The following is a 14,779-nucleotide window of genomic DNA, read 5'->3' as shown; positions in this document are numbered from 1 at the left end:
ACTCATCGACCCCAGCCAACTCGCCACATATGTCATGCACGCAACATCAACGCCAGGATGACGCAACACACCCCATTAATTAATCGACGCCCCCACCAGCGGCTGATCGACGCCCTGCGTACGGGCGCGGGCACCGCAATGCCGGATGAGGCGGTACGGGCCCGGGAGTATGCCGACGACCTGGCCTCGGCTGTCGACACGCAGGACGCCGACAGAACAACCCGCATCCTCGGAAGGATCAACGCCCTCCTGTCCACCGCCTCGGCCGCCTTCACTCTCACCCGCGAACTTCTGCCGCCGGGCTCGTAGCGGAACGAAGACGCCCTGGTCGGCCTCGCGACCGATCTCCAGCACCGTATCGGTCACGACGACCAGAACGGCGGCGACCTCGACGGCCTGCCGTGCCCGAAGCGTTCATATTCCCGTGCGCGACCTGCCTGCCGGACTCAATGAATGGGCGGTGCATCCCGGTCTGGGCGACGAGGAGTCGCAAGCCGTCGACGGTGGCGGACTGGTGCGCCGGACGGTAGGGCCCACACATGAAGCAGTACCGAGCTGTGGCAGCCAGTCCCATGCCACGGTGGTGTTGATCCCGAATGCCAGAACGGGCTGAGCGGCCCGTCCTGGCCGGCACCTCCACCACCAGCCCTGTCTCCACCCGCGTACGGCTCCCCCTCCGCGCTCAGGACGAGGTTGCCCGGGAATGCAAGTCCCCCGCCCGGTCCCCGTCATGGTGCTCCGCTGCGGATTGGGGGGCCTCGGGTCCGATTCGTGTGCGTGCGGTGCGGAGCAGGGTGGCGATGAGGACCGCCGCGCCCGTCATCAGGACGGCACTGACCACCGAGGCGATCCTGGCCTCCCGGGCGAAGGCGTCGAAGGCCGCGTTCCGCAGGGATTCGGCGGTGCCCCTCGGGAGGGCGGCGGCGGTCTCGACGGCGCCGCCGAGTGTGCTCCTGGCCGCCTCCAGCTCCTTGGACGTGAGGTCGTCAGGAGCACTGACCGCCAGTTCCGAACGGTAGACGGCGGTGCCGATGCTGCCCAGGAGCGCGATGCCCAACGCCCCGCCGAACTCGGCAGAGGTCTCGGCCATGGCTGAGGCCGCCCCAGCCCGCTCCGGTGGTGCGGCGGACAGGATCACCTCGGTGACGACTGCGGAAACGGCGCCGATGCCGATCGAGACGACGGTCATGCCGCTGACGAGGTGGACGATTCCCGAATCGGCCTGGAGCAGGGCCAGCACGACGTAGCCGGCAGTCGCCACGAGCAGCCCGGCGGCGATCACGTTGTGTTTACCGATGCGGGGGGCGAGCGCGGTGGCCAGCGCGATACCCAGGGGCATCACGAGGAAGATGGGCAAGGACCACACGGCGTCACGGCCTCGAACGCGCCGCGTACCGCGACTGGGAGCTGTACCACCGCCACCCGTGGATCCTGCCGAGGGTCATGGTGACGACCCGCGCGTATTTCAGCCCGGCTCTCGCGGCGGACAGCGAAAGCGCCTTCTCCTCGTTCGACGGGCTCCCTCTTGAACCCGCCGATGCCTTCCGGTACATGTTCTTGTTCGCCTCCTACGTGCAAGGCGTGGCGCTGATCCTCGTCAGCGATGCGGAGGTGGAGCGGCAGTCGAAGATCGCCGCGAAGCAGGGGACGAAAGCCTCGGGCCACGCACAGGACCCGCTGTATGAACCCGGGGCGTATCCCCGGCTTGCCCGCGCGATGCGCGCGGGCGCCGAACCCTGGGACCTCGATGCCTTGTTCGCCTCAGGCCTTGCCGGTGTCCTGGACGGCATCGCAGTCGATCTCACACGGCGGGGCATCGACGCCTGAGCTTCGTGCTGCCCGGGGCCCGTAGGAATCGTGTGCCGTCCCGGACAGGAGGACGGAGGTTTCTCGTGGGACCGGGACTCCGCGCGCGGCATGCTCTTGCCCGGCGCGGTCGATTGCCGGACGAGGCGGCGCCGACCAGAGGCCGGGATGCCGGTCACCAGAAGCAGTGCGGCGATGCCGATGGAGGTACCGCGCGTGGAGGTCGCGGCGCGCGTCGGGCATCTGACCCGGCTGCGCGACGAGACGGGTGACCGACTGGATCCGGAGGGCTGCGCAACCCCTGGAGCGTCTCGCGGACTGCGGCAGTTGCACGGGGATCCTCGGCCGTCCTGACGCCTTCTGCCTCGCTCCTGCCGCCACCTTTCAGGATGTGCACGTCATTGAGCGCAATGGATTGACCGCGGTAAGCGACGCATCCCCTGCGGCATTTTTTGGTCGCCTGACCTATATTTGGTGTCATGAATGACGAACTCTTCTTTGACGCCGACGGGCCTGTGCTCCTGGTCGGCGGATACGGCACGGTCGGCGCGGAGCTGGCGCGGATGGCGTCCCTGTCATGGCCGCTGGTGCTCACGGGGCGGACCGTGCGGCGCGGACAGCGACTGGCGGACGAGACGGGTGCGGAACTGCGCACCTGGGACCTGGCGGACCCGGCACCGTTCCGGGCGGGGGTCAGCGCGGTTGTCAGCGTCGTCAACGATCCGAAAGACCGGGTCCTGCGCGCTGCGATCAGCGGCGGGGTGCCGTTCGTGGACGTCACGCGCTGGACCACGCGGCTGCAGCGCGCGGCTACCGTCGCGGCACTGGCGGGCCCGACCGCGCCGGTACTGCTGTCCTCCGCGTGGATGGGTGGTGTGACCAGCCTCGTCGCCGCCTGTCTCAGCGACCGGCTCGGCGGCGCGGACACGGTCGACGTGGCCATTCGCTGGGACCTCGGCGACCGGGCGGGCGCGGACTCGGTGGAGTTCATGGACCGTCTCGGACTGGACTACGAGGTGGTGCGGGACGGACAGCGGCTCACGGTCATGCCGCTGAGCGACGTCCGCCGCGTCCGTATCGGGGAGTCGCTCACCCGGGTCGCCCGGATCGACACCCCCGAGCAGTTCACTCTTCCCCTCACTCTCGCGGCCAGGACCGCGACAACCCGGATCGGCTTCAGCTCGCCCGCGTCCACGGCAGCCCTGCTGGCCGCCAAGCGGCTCGGGTTCTTCCGCTGGGGCCGCGGTGAGTGCTTCACCGGTGCGCGCCGCGGATTGCTGTACGCACCGGACGAAGGCGGCACGGCCCAGCTCCGCATCGATGTCACTCACGGGGGCGACACTCTCTCCGCGACCGTGACCGATCGGGCCGGGCAGGCGCATCTGACCGCACTGGGCGCCCTGATGGGGCTGCGTCGGGTACGCGGCGAAGACGGTGCCCCCGCACCGAGCGGTGTGGTCTTCCCCGAACAGCTCCCGAGTCCGCAGAGCGTGCCGTCGGACCTCGCCGCGCAGGGCGTCGACCTGGTTGTGCGCAGGGCCGTGCGCGACGAACAGGCGGAGGGCAGGGCGGCATGAGCGAACGATCCCCGGAACAGGAGAAGCGCACGCCCGCCACGACCAAGGGTGCCCAGCGGCGTGCCGCGCTCCTGGACGCCGCCGAGAAGATCCTCTTCGAGTCCGGGTACGGCGAGCTGACCATGCGGGCAGTGGCGGCCACGGCACAGACGCGTCTGGGGCATGTGCAGTACTACTTCCCTTGCCGCACGGAGCTGATTGCCGCCGTCCTGCGCCGCACCCTGGACCGTTCCCTCGACAGGCTGGCCCCGTTGTTCGCCGACGCGGCCGCGCACGCGCCGCCGGACACGGAGGGGCTGATTCGTCAGCTTCTGGCGGAGCACGATGATCCGCGAATCGTCCGGGTCTACGCCGAGTTGTGGGCTCTGGCGGGCCGTGACGAAGCCGTCGCGGCGGTCATGCGCACCTTCTACAGCGATTACCAGGACCATGTCGCCGGGTTTCTCCGCGCCCGCAACCCCACTCTCTCCGACACCGTCTGCCAGGCTCGGGCAAGGGTTTTCACCGTGCTGATCGAAGGAGCATCCCTCTTCCGGTCCGGCATCGCCGCCCACCGCACCGATGAAGCCGACGCGGAACTCATCAACACGGCCACCACTCTGCTCGACTGACAGAGTTCTCGGAAAAGCGGGGCGGTACCGACGTCGGACGGCCCGACCGTCATCGGCCGGCCGAGGCGACCCCGGAGGCGGACAGCATGCGGTCGGTGCCGCTGACGCGCGGTGAATCGGCCGGCTCGCTGCACCGTTCCCGGCCGGACCAGGCCGACCAGCACGGCGGAGAGCCAGGTGTCCACGATCAAGGGGAAGCTCCATCGTGGTGTTCAGCGGAGCGGGGTTTGGCGCGGACGTGTACGCGCTCGCCCTGGCCGCCGAAGAGGTTGAGGATTTCCACGGCCGATTCACCGACGGGGCCGAACCAGTGCGGTACGCGGGTGTCGAACTCGGCGGCCTCGCCCGGCTCCAGGACCAGGTCGTGGTCGCCGAGGACGAGCCGTACACGTCCGGACAGGATGTACAGCCACTCGTACCCCTCGTGCGTGCACGGCTCGGGCCGGTTCTGGTCGGCCGGAATGACCGACTTCCATGCCTTCAAGGGGCCCGGTCGGTTGGTCAGCGGGATCACGGTCCGGCCGTTGCGCACGCGGGGCCTGCTGTGGATCCGGGGGTCGCCGACCTCGGGGGCCCCGACCAGCTCGTCCAGCGGTACCTGGTGGGCCTGCGCGATCGGCAACAGCAGTTCGAGGCTCGCGCGGCGCTGACCGGATTCCAGCCGCGAAAGCGTGCTCTTGGAGATCCCAGTGGCCTCGGCGAGCGCGGACAGGGTCACACCACGCTGCGTACGGATCCGGCGGAGCCGGGCGCCGACCTGGGCGAGCGTGGCGGCGATGGGGGATTGCTCGTCCATGAGCCCCATTCAAACCAGGCCGTCCCGGAAATGGCAACAGAAGTTGCCCGTGGTGCGGCGCTGGAGCACCTTGGAGACCGGAGGTGATCGTAGTGATCAAGACGACGGTGAATACGCGCGACGACGGCACGGCGCCGACTGGTGACGAGGTTCATGACGTGGCGGTGATCGGTGCCGGAGCAGCCGGTCTGAGTGCCGCGCTCCTGCTGGGGCGGGCTCGCCGCAGGGTGGTGGTGATCGATGCCGGTGAGCCGCGTAACGCGCCTGCCGCGCATATGCACGGTTTCCTGTCCCGTGATGGCCTGCCTCCGGCGACTCTGCTCGACCTGGGGCGGGCCGAGACCGACCGCTACGGAGTCGATGTCATCCGGGGCCGGGTGGAGCATGTCGGGCCTGGCTACGACGTGCGCCTGGAGGGCGGCCCCGTGATCAGGGCCCGCCGCCTCCTGGTCGCCACCGGACTGCGCGACGAACTGCCCGACATCCCCGGCGTCCGGGAGCGTTGGGGCAAGGACCTCCTGCACTGCCCGTACTGCCACGCCTACGAGGTCCGCGACCAGCCCCTCGCCGTCCTCGGCACACACCCGGGGGCCGTGCACCAGGCCCTGCTGCTGCGTCAGTGGAGCGAGGACATCGTCCTCCTCACGCACACGCTCGAACTCTCCCCACAGGAGCGGGAACAGCTGGACGCGTTCGGCGTGAACATCGTGGAGGGCAGGGCCGTGCGGCTCGTCGTCGACGACGACCGCCTGCGCGCCATCGAGCTCACCGACGGCCGGGTGATCCCCCGGACCGCGGCCTTCCTCTTCCCCCGACCCGCCCCGCGCGACGACCTCCTGACGCGGCTCGGCTGCGCCGAGGATGACCAGGGCTGGGTCGTGACGGACCGCACCGGCCGCACCAGCGTGCCCGGGGTATGGGCCGCCGGAAACGTCGTCGACCCGCGCGCCCAGGTCATCGCCGCCGCCGGCATGGGCTCCACCGCCGCGTTCGCCATCAACACCGACCTGCTCCACGAGGACGTGGAACACGCCGTCGCACGACACCGGGCACACCGCGCCACGGCTGCCCTGACATGACGGCTCGGCAGGCCACGGGCGATGCCGTCGTGGACGCCCGCGGAGCCCTGCGTGGGGTCAGGGCGTCCAGCCGGCCGAACAGGCCCGATCCAGGGTCCGTGCGTTGATCTCCGCGGTCAGATCGTCCCCTGGCGTCGGGGTACTCGTTCACGAACACATTGACAAGGAGAGTCTCACCATGGCAGTAAAGCGCAGCGGTCCCGTGGACAGTGTCACCGAGCAGACGTTTCCCGTCCGCGTACTGCAAGCGAAGCGGCCCGTCCTGATCCAGTTCTGGGCCCCCTGGTGCGGGCCGTGCATCAGGGTCACTCCCATCGTCGAGGAGGTGGCTGCCGAGCGTGCGGGCGTGCTGGATGTCGTCAAGATCAATGTCGATGAGGAGACCGGACTGGCGGACCGGCACGGAGTCTCCTCGATCCCCGCTTTCGTGGTCTACGCCGACGGCGCCCCTGCGAAGGCATGGACGGGCGCCGCCCCCAAACCCCTCCTGGAACGAAACCTCGGCCCCTTCCTTCGCTGAACTCCGGCGGGCGTCACGCATTCCGGCGCCGCGGAGGTCGGGCCCCGCACGCCCCCGCGCTCACCCGGACCATGGACTGGTTGCGGGATCTGTTGCGGATCAGCGGCGGCGGATACAGATGATTCCACCGGGTACTGGACGTCGGCATGGGGCGTCCAGGCCTGCAAGCTGCCGCTGCCAAGCCCGCACTCGAACGAACCCTGGCCCCCTACCTGGGCCAAGGCCCTGTCCGGCGGACCGTGACGTAGGCGAAGAGCGTCGGCAACCGAGGACAACGTCGCAGATGGGCGTGCCAGACCCCGCTCACCTGGGCTGACAGCCGACCGCCGATTTCCTGCGCTTCGACCGCCAGACGGGCCATGACCATCCCCTCCGGATCGGAGTGCCTCATGCATCACCACGTTCATCGCCACACCCGTGAGCACGTCCACGACATCGACTGGGACGCCCTCTGCTCCCATCTGGAACGCGAGGCCGAACTGCACACTCCCGCGCTCACCCAGGCCACGAACTGGCTGCGCGATCTGCTGGGCGGCGCCGGCGTGAGGCGTGTCATCGACATCGGCAGTGGGCCGGGTGTGGTCGCCGGCCTGCTCGCCGACGTCTTCCCGGGTGCCGAGGTGGTCGCCGTCGACCAGTCGCCTGCCCTGCTGGAGCGGGCCCGTACGCGCTCGTCCGGCCGCATCGCCACCCAACAGGCCGACCTTCCGGACGAGTTCGGCAGGCTCGGCACGGCCGATCTGATCTGATCCGCCAACGCTGTCCATCATCTCGGCGACCAGCAGGCGGCGTTGACCGCCCTCGCCGCCTTCCTGCGCCCCGGCGGGCTGCTCGCCGTGGCCGAAAGCGGGCTGCCCGTGCGCTTCCTTCCCCGTGACATCGGCCTGGGCCGCCCCGGACTCCAGGCCCGCCTGGACGCCGGCAACGAGGATGGCTTCACCGCCATGCGCACCGAACTCCCGGGCTCGGTGGGTGAGATCGAGGACTGGCCCGCCATGCTGGCCCGGTCCGACCTCATCCCCACCGGCACGCGCACCTTTCTCACCGACTTGCCGGCCCCGCTCGACCTCCCGGCTCGCGAGTACCTGCGCACCCGTCTCGCCCGGCAGCGCGACCAGTTCGGCGAGCACCTGAACGACGAGGACCGCGCGACCCTGGATGCCCTCCTGCACGCCGACGCCCCTACCGGCATCCTCTGGCGCCCCGACGCCTTCTACCTCACCGCCACTACCGTCCACACCGCCCGCGCCTGCACCGCCTAGAAGATCACTGAAAACGTTTCAGGGTCTGGCCTCGCCCGGTCCGGCGCGAGGCCAGACTGTTGTGTGCCCAGAGGAAATGGGACGAGGAGCTGGTCGGGGACGGTGTCTGGGAGACCTGCCGGGAGCTGAACTCCGCCGTCCCGCACGAGCACTACGCCCCGGACACCTACCGACTGCGTCCAGCCGGCGTCAGCCGGTACCTGACCGACGGCGACACCATCGACCTCGGCAATCGGCAGCTCACCGTCCTGCACCTGCCCGGTCACACCCCCGGCAGCATCGCGCTGTACGACCCCCGGGCACAGATGCTCTTCTCGGGCGACATCGTCTATGACGACCGGCTACTCGACGACATCCACGGAGCCGATCAGAAGGACTACGTCGCCACCATGGGCCGGCTGCGCGACCGCACGGAGAGGTCGGGGCGGAACGCCTCCAGACGATCTTCGGCAGCCCAGTCGGCGGCGGTCGCCGGCCGCGTGCCCCAGTGGTCCCGGAACGCGTCGTTGTACGCCGGGTGATGGGGCGTGGCAGCCACCGCAGGCCGTCCAGTACTCGGGCGCGGACTGCCGCGCGGCGTCGTAGAGCGGGCGGCAGTCCCAGTAGGCCCCGGCGAACGCGTCTGCGGAAGCAGTGCATCAAGCGGCCATCTCCGCCAGGGCGCCCGGGCCCTGGCGGAGGGCGATCACCCCGAAGAGGTCGAACAGCGCGATCCGTCAGCCGGTGGGTATGAGGTTCTTCGAGATCGTGGCGTTTTCGGTTCAGGGGCGGGGGCCAGGACACGGGCGAGCGAGTCGAGGGACGCCAGGGCGTCGGGGCCGGTGGGAGCGAGGACGACGCTGGTCGCGCCAGCTGCGTGGCGGGCCTTGATCGCTTCGCGTGCCTGGGCGGGGGTACCGGCGATGCTCAGCTGGCGGACCCAGGTCTTGGGCATGGTCCGTGCGAATTGCCGGGCGTCGGCGCAGGCGGCGCGGTGTTCACGCAACTGCGCGGCGAAGGGCAGGGGGTCGATGTGCGCGGCCCAGGCTGGCTCGCCGATGGCGGTCAGGCCGTCGCGGACGCGGGCGAGAGCGGCTTCCTCGTCGTCGTCGACGGCGGCGGCGTCGTAGGCGACGACTTCGGGGCTGCTCGTGTGAGGAGTGCCGTTCATGTGCTGCAGCGAGGAGGTGATGTAGGCGGGGGCCGCGGGCTCGGCCAGGAGGAGCCCGTCGGCCACCTCGCCTGCGGCTGCCTGCGATTTGGGACCGCGTACGCCGAGGATGACCGGGGGGACGATGCCGGGTGTCTCGGTGATGACGACGCCCTCGCAGCGCACGTAGCGGCCGCCTGCCGGGCCTGGCTCGCCGCGCATGAGCAGGCGCAGCGCGGTCGTGTACTCCTTGATCAGCGTCAGGGGGCTGGCGGGCCAGGCTCCGGCCTGGCGCATCCAGTCGGGCATGCCGTGGCCGATGCCGGCGATCAGCCGGCCGGGGTAGAGCTGCGCGAGGGTGGCCAGTTCCATCGCAGCGAAGCACACGTTGCGGGCACCGGCGGGCATGATGCCGATGCCGACGGTGATGCTGGTGGTGCTGGCGAGGACGGGGCCGGCTTGTGCGAGTCCGCCGCGCCAGCCGAGGTCTTCGACCACCCATACCTGGTCGAATCCCAGTTCTTCCGCTCGCCGGGCGAACGGCAGCATGTCCCGGACGGGCAGGTTGCGGGGGAGCATTACGCCGATGCGACCGCGGGCGGGGGTGTCATCTGTCTCGGGCATGGCAGGTTCCTTGTGAGGGGCGGTGGGCTCTCCCCCCACCGGTCTGACAGCCGGCCGGGGTGAGCGGAGAGTCTGGGGCGACACAGTGTCAGGGCGGTGCCGTACAGGCGGTCAGTGGCTCTGCGCCATCTCGCGTGGGCGGTCGGATCCGGCGTGCAGGATTGCGGCGGTCGCAGCCGCGATCACGCACAGCAGGGTCGGCAGCAGGAAGGCGTGTTGAGCGCCATGAGGTGGGTGGTCATCCAGCCGATGACGGCGGGGCCGACGAGCATGCTGAGGCAGCTGAGCCCGGCGACGTGGGAGGCGTTGGTGCTGGCGGTGAGGGGTCGGCGTGCCCGGCTGCGCTGGAAAGTTGAATGCGGCCCACTACGTCCGGGCTGCCGACCCGGGGCGCTTCGTCATCGATCCGACGCAGGCATGAAAGCTGCGTCACAGCCAGCCCGTCTTCCCGATCACGTCGGCGGCGACCTCACCGACCGGGCGCGTGGTGGCGTCGACGGTGAAGTCATCGACTGCCGCTTGTTCGAGGATCCCGGCCAGTTCGCCAGCCCTGGCCAGGTGCCATCGCAACGCCTCGGGCTCGTTTTCGTGGCGTCGCATGAGTCGCTGGTGGATGACGGACAAATCGGCCTGGAGCCGGCACGCCGAAAGCTCAATACCGATCGCATCGCTGCATAGCTTCCGGTCCTCCAGGTCCTCGATCACACCAGCGAGGACCAGCCGAACTGCTCCAGCAGCGAGGTAATTGCCGGCGACGCTGCGCAGATTTCGCAACATCATGCTGAAGTTGAAGCGGTCTCCCGAAGGCGTTGGCCAAGACTGCCTCAGCCAGTCGAGGTCGATGACGGCGTTGGGTATGTCAGCGTCGGTGAGAAGGCCGCCCACGCTCTCGGCCACCGATGTCTTGCCAACGCCGACAGTGCCGTTGACCAGGAGGGCACGGGGCTCGAGGGAACGTTCTGCATGCATACGTGAGACTCTACGATCCACCGGCCACCAACTCCTCCTCCTCGTGGTCTTGGCGAGCGCGTACAGGATCACACCATGCTGCGTACGGATCCGGCGGAGCCGAGCCGCGCGCCGACCGGGGCCAGCGTGGCGGCGATGGGGGACTGCTCGTCCACTGCGGGAGCTCGCCCGGCTGTGCCGCTCTCGACGGTCCGGCCGGTCCTGCGCTGCCGTGACGCGTCTGGCGGCAGTGGTGCGTTGGCCACGAGGGCATGCTGCGGCCCGGTGCCGGGGCCGGAGGGCGAGCTCGGCCCCCTCCATTCCCAGGCAGGTTGCTTCAGCCGGCGGCGCTCGGGCTGACGGTGTAGCTGGTCTGGACGAAGCCGGCGCCCAGCGCCCTCGTGTCACCGCGAGTCAGGTCGATGTCACGGTCCAGGTGCCCGAAGAGCGGGATGCCCGCGCCAAGAAGGACCGGCGCGGTGGTGATGGTGAGCTCGTCGAGGATGCCTTCACGCAGGAAGGTCTGGATGATCTGGCCGCCGTCCGCGTACACGTTCTTCGCCCCGGCGGCGGCGAGTGCGTCAAGGAGCCCTTCCAGGGTGGGGTGGACGGTGACATTCGGGTCGCTGGTGGTGAGCTTGGTGCTCAGGACGGCTACGCGCTTGCCTTCGTAGGGCCAGAAACCGAAGGTGAGGACCTTCTCGTAGGTGTTGCGGCCCATCACGACGGTGTCGACGCGGGCCATGAAGTCGTCGTAGCCGTGCGGGGCCGGGCCAAGCAGTTCCATACCCTGCCCGGCCGCGGCCAGGAACAGGGCAGAGGTGGTATAGCCGGCATCCACGACATGCACGTCTGGCAGCAACTCCCTTTCCGCGAGCGTCCGGTGGACCGGTTCGGTCATCTCAGTGTCGGCCACCACAGCGTCGGTGGTGGCCACCTGCGTGATCACATGCGGTGCGTCCGGCTCACACCTCTCGGTCAGGTGCGCCTTGTAGCAGGTCCAGCCCGAGCCACGCTTGGTCCCGTAACGGGCATCGGTGTCATAGTGTGAGCACAACCGGTGACGAACCGGCGGGAGATCCTTGCCCTCCCGCCAGCGCACCCCCCTCTCGTCGCGGTGGTACTGCTGGACCCACGAGACCCGCAGGACCTGCACCGCCTCGATCTCGCGCAGCCAGCCCGGAGCCGTGGGGGCGTAGACCGTTTTGAGCAGGAAGAACCCGTCTCGTCCGACCTGCTGGGACCACTGTTCACGGACTTCTTCGCCCTTGGGAAAGCGGTAGTCGTCCACGGGTGACCCGTAGCGCTCTGCCCACTCGGCTGAGACCAGGCCGGACAGCCATGTCGGCGCCGCGACCGCCAGCGCCTCCAGCGCGGCCCGCAGCGTCTCACCGACGAACTCCATCCGGTTCAGCGTCCGCACCGCCGCCAGCACGTGCGTGGAATCGGTCCGCTGTCGGCCACCGGCCTTCAGCAGGTCCAGCCCGCGCAGGCGTTCCAGCACCAGCTCCAGCGTCGCCTGTTCCAGCCCGTGCTCGATGAGACGGGAACGGAACAGGCTCAGCACGGAGGCATCGAACCCACAATCATCCAGTTCCAGGCCGAGCAGAAACTTGCAGTCTATCCGGGCCCGCACCTGGTGTTAGCGGCCTGCCGGTCGGTCAGCCTCTCCGCATACTGCAACACCGATACCAACGCCAACGCTCCCGGCGAGACAGCCGGACGTCCCCGGACGGCAAACGCCCCGGCGAACGCCTCGTCCTCAAACAGCGGGCCCAACGCCTCTCGGATCCGCACCGCGAGCGTCCCCTTGGGAAAGGCCGCCCGAACCACCCGGGCCGCCAGCTCAGGCACCCCCTGATCCACCCGCGGCTCCAGCGACATCCCTCTCGGCCCTCCCGCTCACGACAACAACAACCATGGAGGACCAACGACCCAGCCCTGCTCGAATCACGCATTCCTCAGCAGAGTCCTTCAGGCGGGGAGGGAATCCGATCCTGAACCCTGCGGCGCGGAGCGCCGCAGCATCACTCCGGAATGCTGCCCTGCTCAGGCGGGGCGCTTCTGGTTCTCGATGTAGTCCTTGACCACTTGGAGTGGTGCGCCGCCGCAGGATCCGGCGAAGTAGGAGCCGGACCAGAAGCGTCCGTGCATGGTGGCCCGGTTCACGCGGTCGGTGAACTCGGCGCGCAGGTAGCGCGAGGAGACGCCCTTGAGACTGTTCACCAGGTTCGACAGGGCGACTTTCGGCGGATAGTCCACCAGCAGATGGACGTGGTCCTCTTCGCCGTTGAACTCGATCAGGTCCGCACCGAAGTCGGTGCAGACGTTCCGCATGATCTCTTCGCAGCGCGTCAGCATCTCGTCGTTGAAGACATTCCGCCGGTATTGAGTAACGAACACCAAGTGCGCGTGAAGGTTGTAGATTACGTGACGGCCTCGTCGTACATCGGGATTTGCTTCCCAGCGCGGTGACATGAACCAAGAGTAGTGTGGTTCCGTCGGCTCGGATCGAAGAGGGGGGTGGGCCGGATGATCCGTGCGTACAAGTTCCTCATGCGGCCCACCGTGGGTCAGCAGGTCGCGCTCGGTGAGATGCTGCGTGATCACTGCTCGCTCTACAACGGGGCGTTGCAGGAACGCCGCGACGCCTACCGGCACGTATCCAGGACCACCGTCCGGTACGGGCAGCAGTCTGTGCAGCTCAAGGAGATCCGGGCGTTCGACCCGGAGCGTCAGGGCCGCTGGTCGTTCTCCTCCCAGCAGGCGACGCTGCGGCGTTTGGACAAGGCGTTCGCCGCGTTCTTCCGCCGTGTCAAGGCCGGTGAGAAGCCGGGCTATCCGCGTTTTCGCACTGTGGGCCGGTTCGACACGGTGGACTTCCCGAAGGACGGAGACGGCTGCCGCTGGGACTCCACCCCGCACGACCCCGTCACGCGCGTGCGCCTCCAAGGTGTCGGGCACGTCAAGGTGCACCAGCACCGGCCGGTGGCCGGCAAGGTCAAGACGATCAGCGTCAAGTGTGAGGGCAATCGCTGGTACGTCATTCTGACCGCCGAACAGGCCGCCCCCGAGCCGCTGCCCGCAACCGGCAGTGTGGTCGGTATCGACCTGGGCGTAGCCAACTTCCTCGCCGACTCACATGGTGAGTTCGTGCCCAGTCCACGTCACGGCCGCAAGGCTGCCGCGAAGCTTGAAGCCGCGCAGCGGGCGCTCAGCCGGTGCAAGCGCGGCAGTAAGCGACGCCGCAAGGCCGTGGAGACAGTTGCCCGACTGCATCGCAAGGTCCGCCGCCAACGGCTCGACCACGCGCACAAGACCGCGCTCGATCTCGTACGCGCGCATGACTTCATCGCGCACGAAGACCTCAAGATCCGCAACATGAGCCGGGCACCCGCACCGAAGCCCGACCCTGATCAGCCTGGCAGCTTCCTGCCCAATGGAGCCGCGGGCAAAGCCGGGCTGAACCGATCGATCAGCGATGCCGGTTGGGGGGGGTGTTCCTGACGATCCTGAACGCCAAGGCTGAAAGCGCCGGACGGGAAGTGATGGCCGTGGACCCCCGCAACACCTCCCGGCGGTGCCCCGCATGCGGCCACACCGCCAAGGAGAACCGGCCCACCCAGGACAAGTTCCACTGCACCGTGTGCGGCCACACCGCGCACGCCGACACAGTGGGCGCCCTGAACGTTCTACGGGCCGGGCTGGCCCGTCGCGAAGCCCAACCGGCATAGCGAGAAGCCACCCCCTTCAGGGGGTGGAGGAGTCACTGGTTCTCTCCTTGTGCGATGGCGATGGCGATGGCGATGGCGTGTCAGGGGCGGGTGCTGTGCGGGGTCAGTACCGCGGCGAGGGCGTTGCGCTGGCGGAGCTCGAGGGTGCTCTCGTGGTCGACGGCCCACATCAGGCCCGTTCCGGTGGCCGTGGCCTGCACGGTCTCGGCCAGGAGCGAGGTGTCTGTGTCCGGTCGCAGTTCGCCGGCGTTGACCGCCTGCTCCAGCAGGGAGCGCAGGACGCGGGCCTGCGCCTGGTGGGAGGCAAGGGCGAGGTCGCGGAACTGCGGGTCTTCGAGGTCCTCGCACAGGAAGGCCAGATGGTGGGCGAACGCCTCCGGGGCCGCCACAGCGCCCCAGACTTCCACGACCAGAGCCTCCAGCGCGGCGAGTGGCGAGCCGTGCTCGGCCCGTACGCGGTCGTGGAGGCCATGGGTGTCCTTGGCGGTGTGCTCGGCCAGTGCCAGGAGCAGACCGCGTTTGGAGCCGAAGCGTTGCACCAGTGTGCCCGGCACCAAGCCGACCTCCTTCGCCACCTGCGCCAGCGTCAGCTTCGACGGCCCGGAGCGGCCCATCACCTCCACCGCCGCCTGCAAGATCACCACGTCGTCGATCCCGCGGGGACGCCCTGTCATGCCGCTCCCTCTCTGCACA

General features: G+C 69.1%; 15 protein-coding genes and 3 pseudogenes. 10 read left to right on the top strand and 8 right to left on the bottom strand.

The window, feature by feature from the left end; all coding sequences use genetic code 11:
- Positions 1-309: pseudogene (locus ACWD6R_RS32435) on the top strand (hypothetical protein); the annotation flags it as partial.
- 373 nt (positions 310-682) lie between these two features.
- On the opposite strand, the gene ACWD6R_RS32430 reads toward ACWD6R_RS32435, so the two are convergent.
- Complete coding sequence (locus ACWD6R_RS32430; protein WP_451821974.1) at positions 683-1,366, bottom strand: hypothetical protein; 684 nt, start codon at positions 1,364-1,366, stop codon at positions 683-685.
- A gap of 20 nt (positions 1,367-1,386) precedes the next feature.
- Between ACWD6R_RS32430 and ACWD6R_RS32425 the strand changes: the two are divergent.
- The 3 genes and pseudogenes from ACWD6R_RS32425 to ACWD6R_RS32415 form a co-directional block, all read left to right on the top strand.
- Positions 1,387-1,827: pseudogene (locus tag ACWD6R_RS32425) on the top strand (TetR/AcrR family transcriptional regulator C-terminal domain-containing protein); the annotation flags it as partial.
- Between the two features lie 458 nt (positions 1,828-2,285).
- The gene (locus ACWD6R_RS32420; protein WP_451821973.1) at positions 2,286-3,383 is read left to right on the top strand and encodes a saccharopine dehydrogenase; all 1,098 of its coding nucleotides are present in this window, start codon (positions 2,286-2,288) and stop codon (positions 3,381-3,383) included.
- Positions 3,380-3,994: a TetR/AcrR family transcriptional regulator gene (locus tag ACWD6R_RS32415; RefSeq protein WP_451821972.1), complete on the top strand. Its 615-nt coding sequence runs from the start codon at positions 3,380-3,382 to the stop codon at positions 3,992-3,994. Before ACWD6R_RS32420 ends, ACWD6R_RS32415 begins: the two co-directional genes overlap by 4 nt.
- Positions 3,995-4,181: 187 nt before the next feature.
- Here the strand turns inward: ACWD6R_RS32415 and ACWD6R_RS32410 are convergent, their stop codons facing one another.
- Positions 4,182-4,790, bottom strand: a complete 609-nt coding sequence (locus ACWD6R_RS32410) for a helix-turn-helix domain-containing protein (RefSeq protein WP_451821971.1) — start codon at positions 4,788-4,790, stop codon at positions 4,182-4,184.
- 92 nt (positions 4,791-4,882) lie between these two features.
- Between ACWD6R_RS32410 and ACWD6R_RS32405 the strand changes: the two genes are divergently transcribed.
- The 5 genes from ACWD6R_RS32405 to ACWD6R_RS32385 all read left to right on the top strand — a co-directional run bounded on the left by ACWD6R_RS32405 (position 4,883) and on the right by ACWD6R_RS32385 (position 8,172).
- Positions 4,883-5,869, top strand: coding sequence for an NAD(P)/FAD-dependent oxidoreductase (locus ACWD6R_RS32405; protein WP_451821975.1), 987 nt, complete (start codon positions 4,883-4,885; stop codon positions 5,867-5,869).
- Between the two features lie 178 nt (positions 5,870-6,047).
- The gene (locus ACWD6R_RS32400; RefSeq protein WP_451821970.1) at positions 6,048-6,389 is read left to right on the top strand and encodes a thioredoxin family protein; all 342 of its coding nucleotides are present in this window, start codon (positions 6,048-6,050) and stop codon (positions 6,387-6,389) included.
- Between the two features lie 389 nt (positions 6,390-6,778).
- Positions 6,779-7,138 carry a class I SAM-dependent methyltransferase gene (locus ACWD6R_RS32395; protein WP_451821969.1) on the top strand — a complete coding sequence of 120 codons (360 nt, stop codon included), beginning with the start codon at positions 6,779-6,781 and terminating at the stop codon, positions 7,136-7,138.
- A 42-nt stretch (positions 7,139-7,180) separates the two neighbouring features.
- The gene (locus tag ACWD6R_RS32390) at positions 7,181-7,651 is read left to right on the top strand and encodes a hypothetical protein (protein WP_451821968.1); all 471 of its coding nucleotides are present in this window, start codon (positions 7,181-7,183) and stop codon (positions 7,649-7,651) included.
- Between the two features lie 59 nt (positions 7,652-7,710).
- Positions 7,711-8,172 carry an MBL fold metallo-hydrolase gene (locus ACWD6R_RS32385; protein ID WP_451821967.1) on the top strand — a complete coding sequence of 154 codons (462 nt, stop codon included), beginning with the start codon at positions 7,711-7,713 and terminating at the stop codon, positions 8,170-8,172.
- Positions 8,173-8,336: 164 nt separating this feature from the next.
- Here the strand turns inward: ACWD6R_RS32385 and ACWD6R_RS32380 are convergent, their stop codons facing one another.
- The 5 genes from ACWD6R_RS32380 to tnpA all read right to left on the bottom strand — a co-directional run bounded on the left by ACWD6R_RS32380 (position 8,337) and on the right by tnpA (position 12,830).
- Complete coding sequence (locus tag ACWD6R_RS32380) at positions 8,337-9,404, bottom strand: LLM class flavin-dependent oxidoreductase (protein WP_451821966.1); 1,068 nt, start codon at positions 9,402-9,404, stop codon at positions 8,337-8,339.
- Positions 9,405-9,833: 429 nt separating this feature from the next.
- Complete coding sequence (locus ACWD6R_RS32375; RefSeq protein ID WP_451821965.1) at positions 9,834-10,373, bottom strand: hypothetical protein; 540 nt, start codon at positions 10,371-10,373, stop codon at positions 9,834-9,836.
- A gap of 68 nt (positions 10,374-10,441) precedes the next feature.
- Entirely contained in the window at positions 10,442-10,618 is a 177-nt protein-coding gene (locus ACWD6R_RS32370) for a hypothetical protein (RefSeq protein ID WP_451821964.1), read from the bottom strand.
- Between the two features lie 71 nt (positions 10,619-10,689).
- Positions 10,690-11,919 (bottom strand): dihydrofolate reductase family protein, encoded by a 1,230-nt coding sequence (locus ACWD6R_RS32365; protein ID WP_451821963.1) that lies wholly within the window; start codon positions 11,917-11,919, stop codon positions 10,690-10,692.
- 482 nt (positions 11,920-12,401) lie between these two features.
- Positions 12,402-12,830: an IS200/IS605 family transposase gene (gene tnpA, locus ACWD6R_RS32360; protein WP_451821962.1), complete on the bottom strand. Its 429-nt coding sequence runs from the start codon at positions 12,828-12,830 to the stop codon at positions 12,402-12,404.
- Positions 12,831-12,884: 54 nt separating this feature from the next.
- Here tnpA and ACWD6R_RS32355 point away from each other — a divergent pair.
- Positions 12,885-14,086: pseudogene (locus ACWD6R_RS32355) on the top strand (RNA-guided endonuclease InsQ/TnpB family protein).
- Between the two features lie 80 nt (positions 14,087-14,166).
- On the opposite strand, the gene ACWD6R_RS32350 reads toward ACWD6R_RS32355, so the two are convergent.
- Entirely contained in the window at positions 14,167-14,760 is a 594-nt protein-coding gene (locus tag ACWD6R_RS32350) for a TetR/AcrR family transcriptional regulator (protein ID WP_451821961.1), read from the bottom strand.
- Positions 14,761-14,779: the final 19 nt, after the last annotated feature.

Source organism: Streptomyces sp. NPDC005151 (genome assembly GCF_053599875.1).
This window is presented reverse-complemented; position numbering and strand designations above follow the sequence as displayed.

Coding starts and splice junctions, on each gene's coding strand:
- ACWD6R_RS32400 (WP_451821970.1), top strand. CDS start 6,048: ATGGCAGTAAAGCGCAGCGGTCCCGTGGACAGTGTCACCGAGCAGACG.
- ACWD6R_RS32420 (WP_451821973.1), top strand. CDS start 2,286: ATGAATGACGAACTCTTCTTTGACGCCGACGGGCCTGTGCTCCTGGTC.
- ACWD6R_RS32415 (WP_451821972.1), top strand. CDS start 3,380: ATGAGCGAACGATCCCCGGAACAGGAGAAGCGCACGCCCGCCACGACC.
- ACWD6R_RS32410 (WP_451821971.1), bottom strand. CDS start 4,790: ATGGACGAGCAATCCCCCATCGCCGCCACGCTCGCCCAGGTCGGCGCC.
- ACWD6R_RS32375 (WP_451821965.1), bottom strand. CDS start 10,373: ATGCATGCAGAACGTTCCCTCGAGCCCCGTGCCCTCCTGGTCAACGGC.
- ACWD6R_RS32380 (WP_451821966.1), bottom strand. CDS start 9,404: ATGCCCGAGACAGATGACACCCCCGCCCGCGGTCGCATCGGCGTAATG.
- ACWD6R_RS32395 (WP_451821969.1), top strand. CDS start 6,779: ATGCATCACCACGTTCATCGCCACACCCGTGAGCACGTCCACGACATC.
- ACWD6R_RS32350 (WP_451821961.1), bottom strand. CDS start 14,760: ATGACAGGGCGTCCCCGCGGGATCGACGACGTGGTGATCTTGCAGGCG.
- tnpA (WP_451821962.1), bottom strand. CDS start 12,830: ATGTCACCGCGCTGGGAAGCAAATCCCGATGTACGACGAGGCCGTCAC.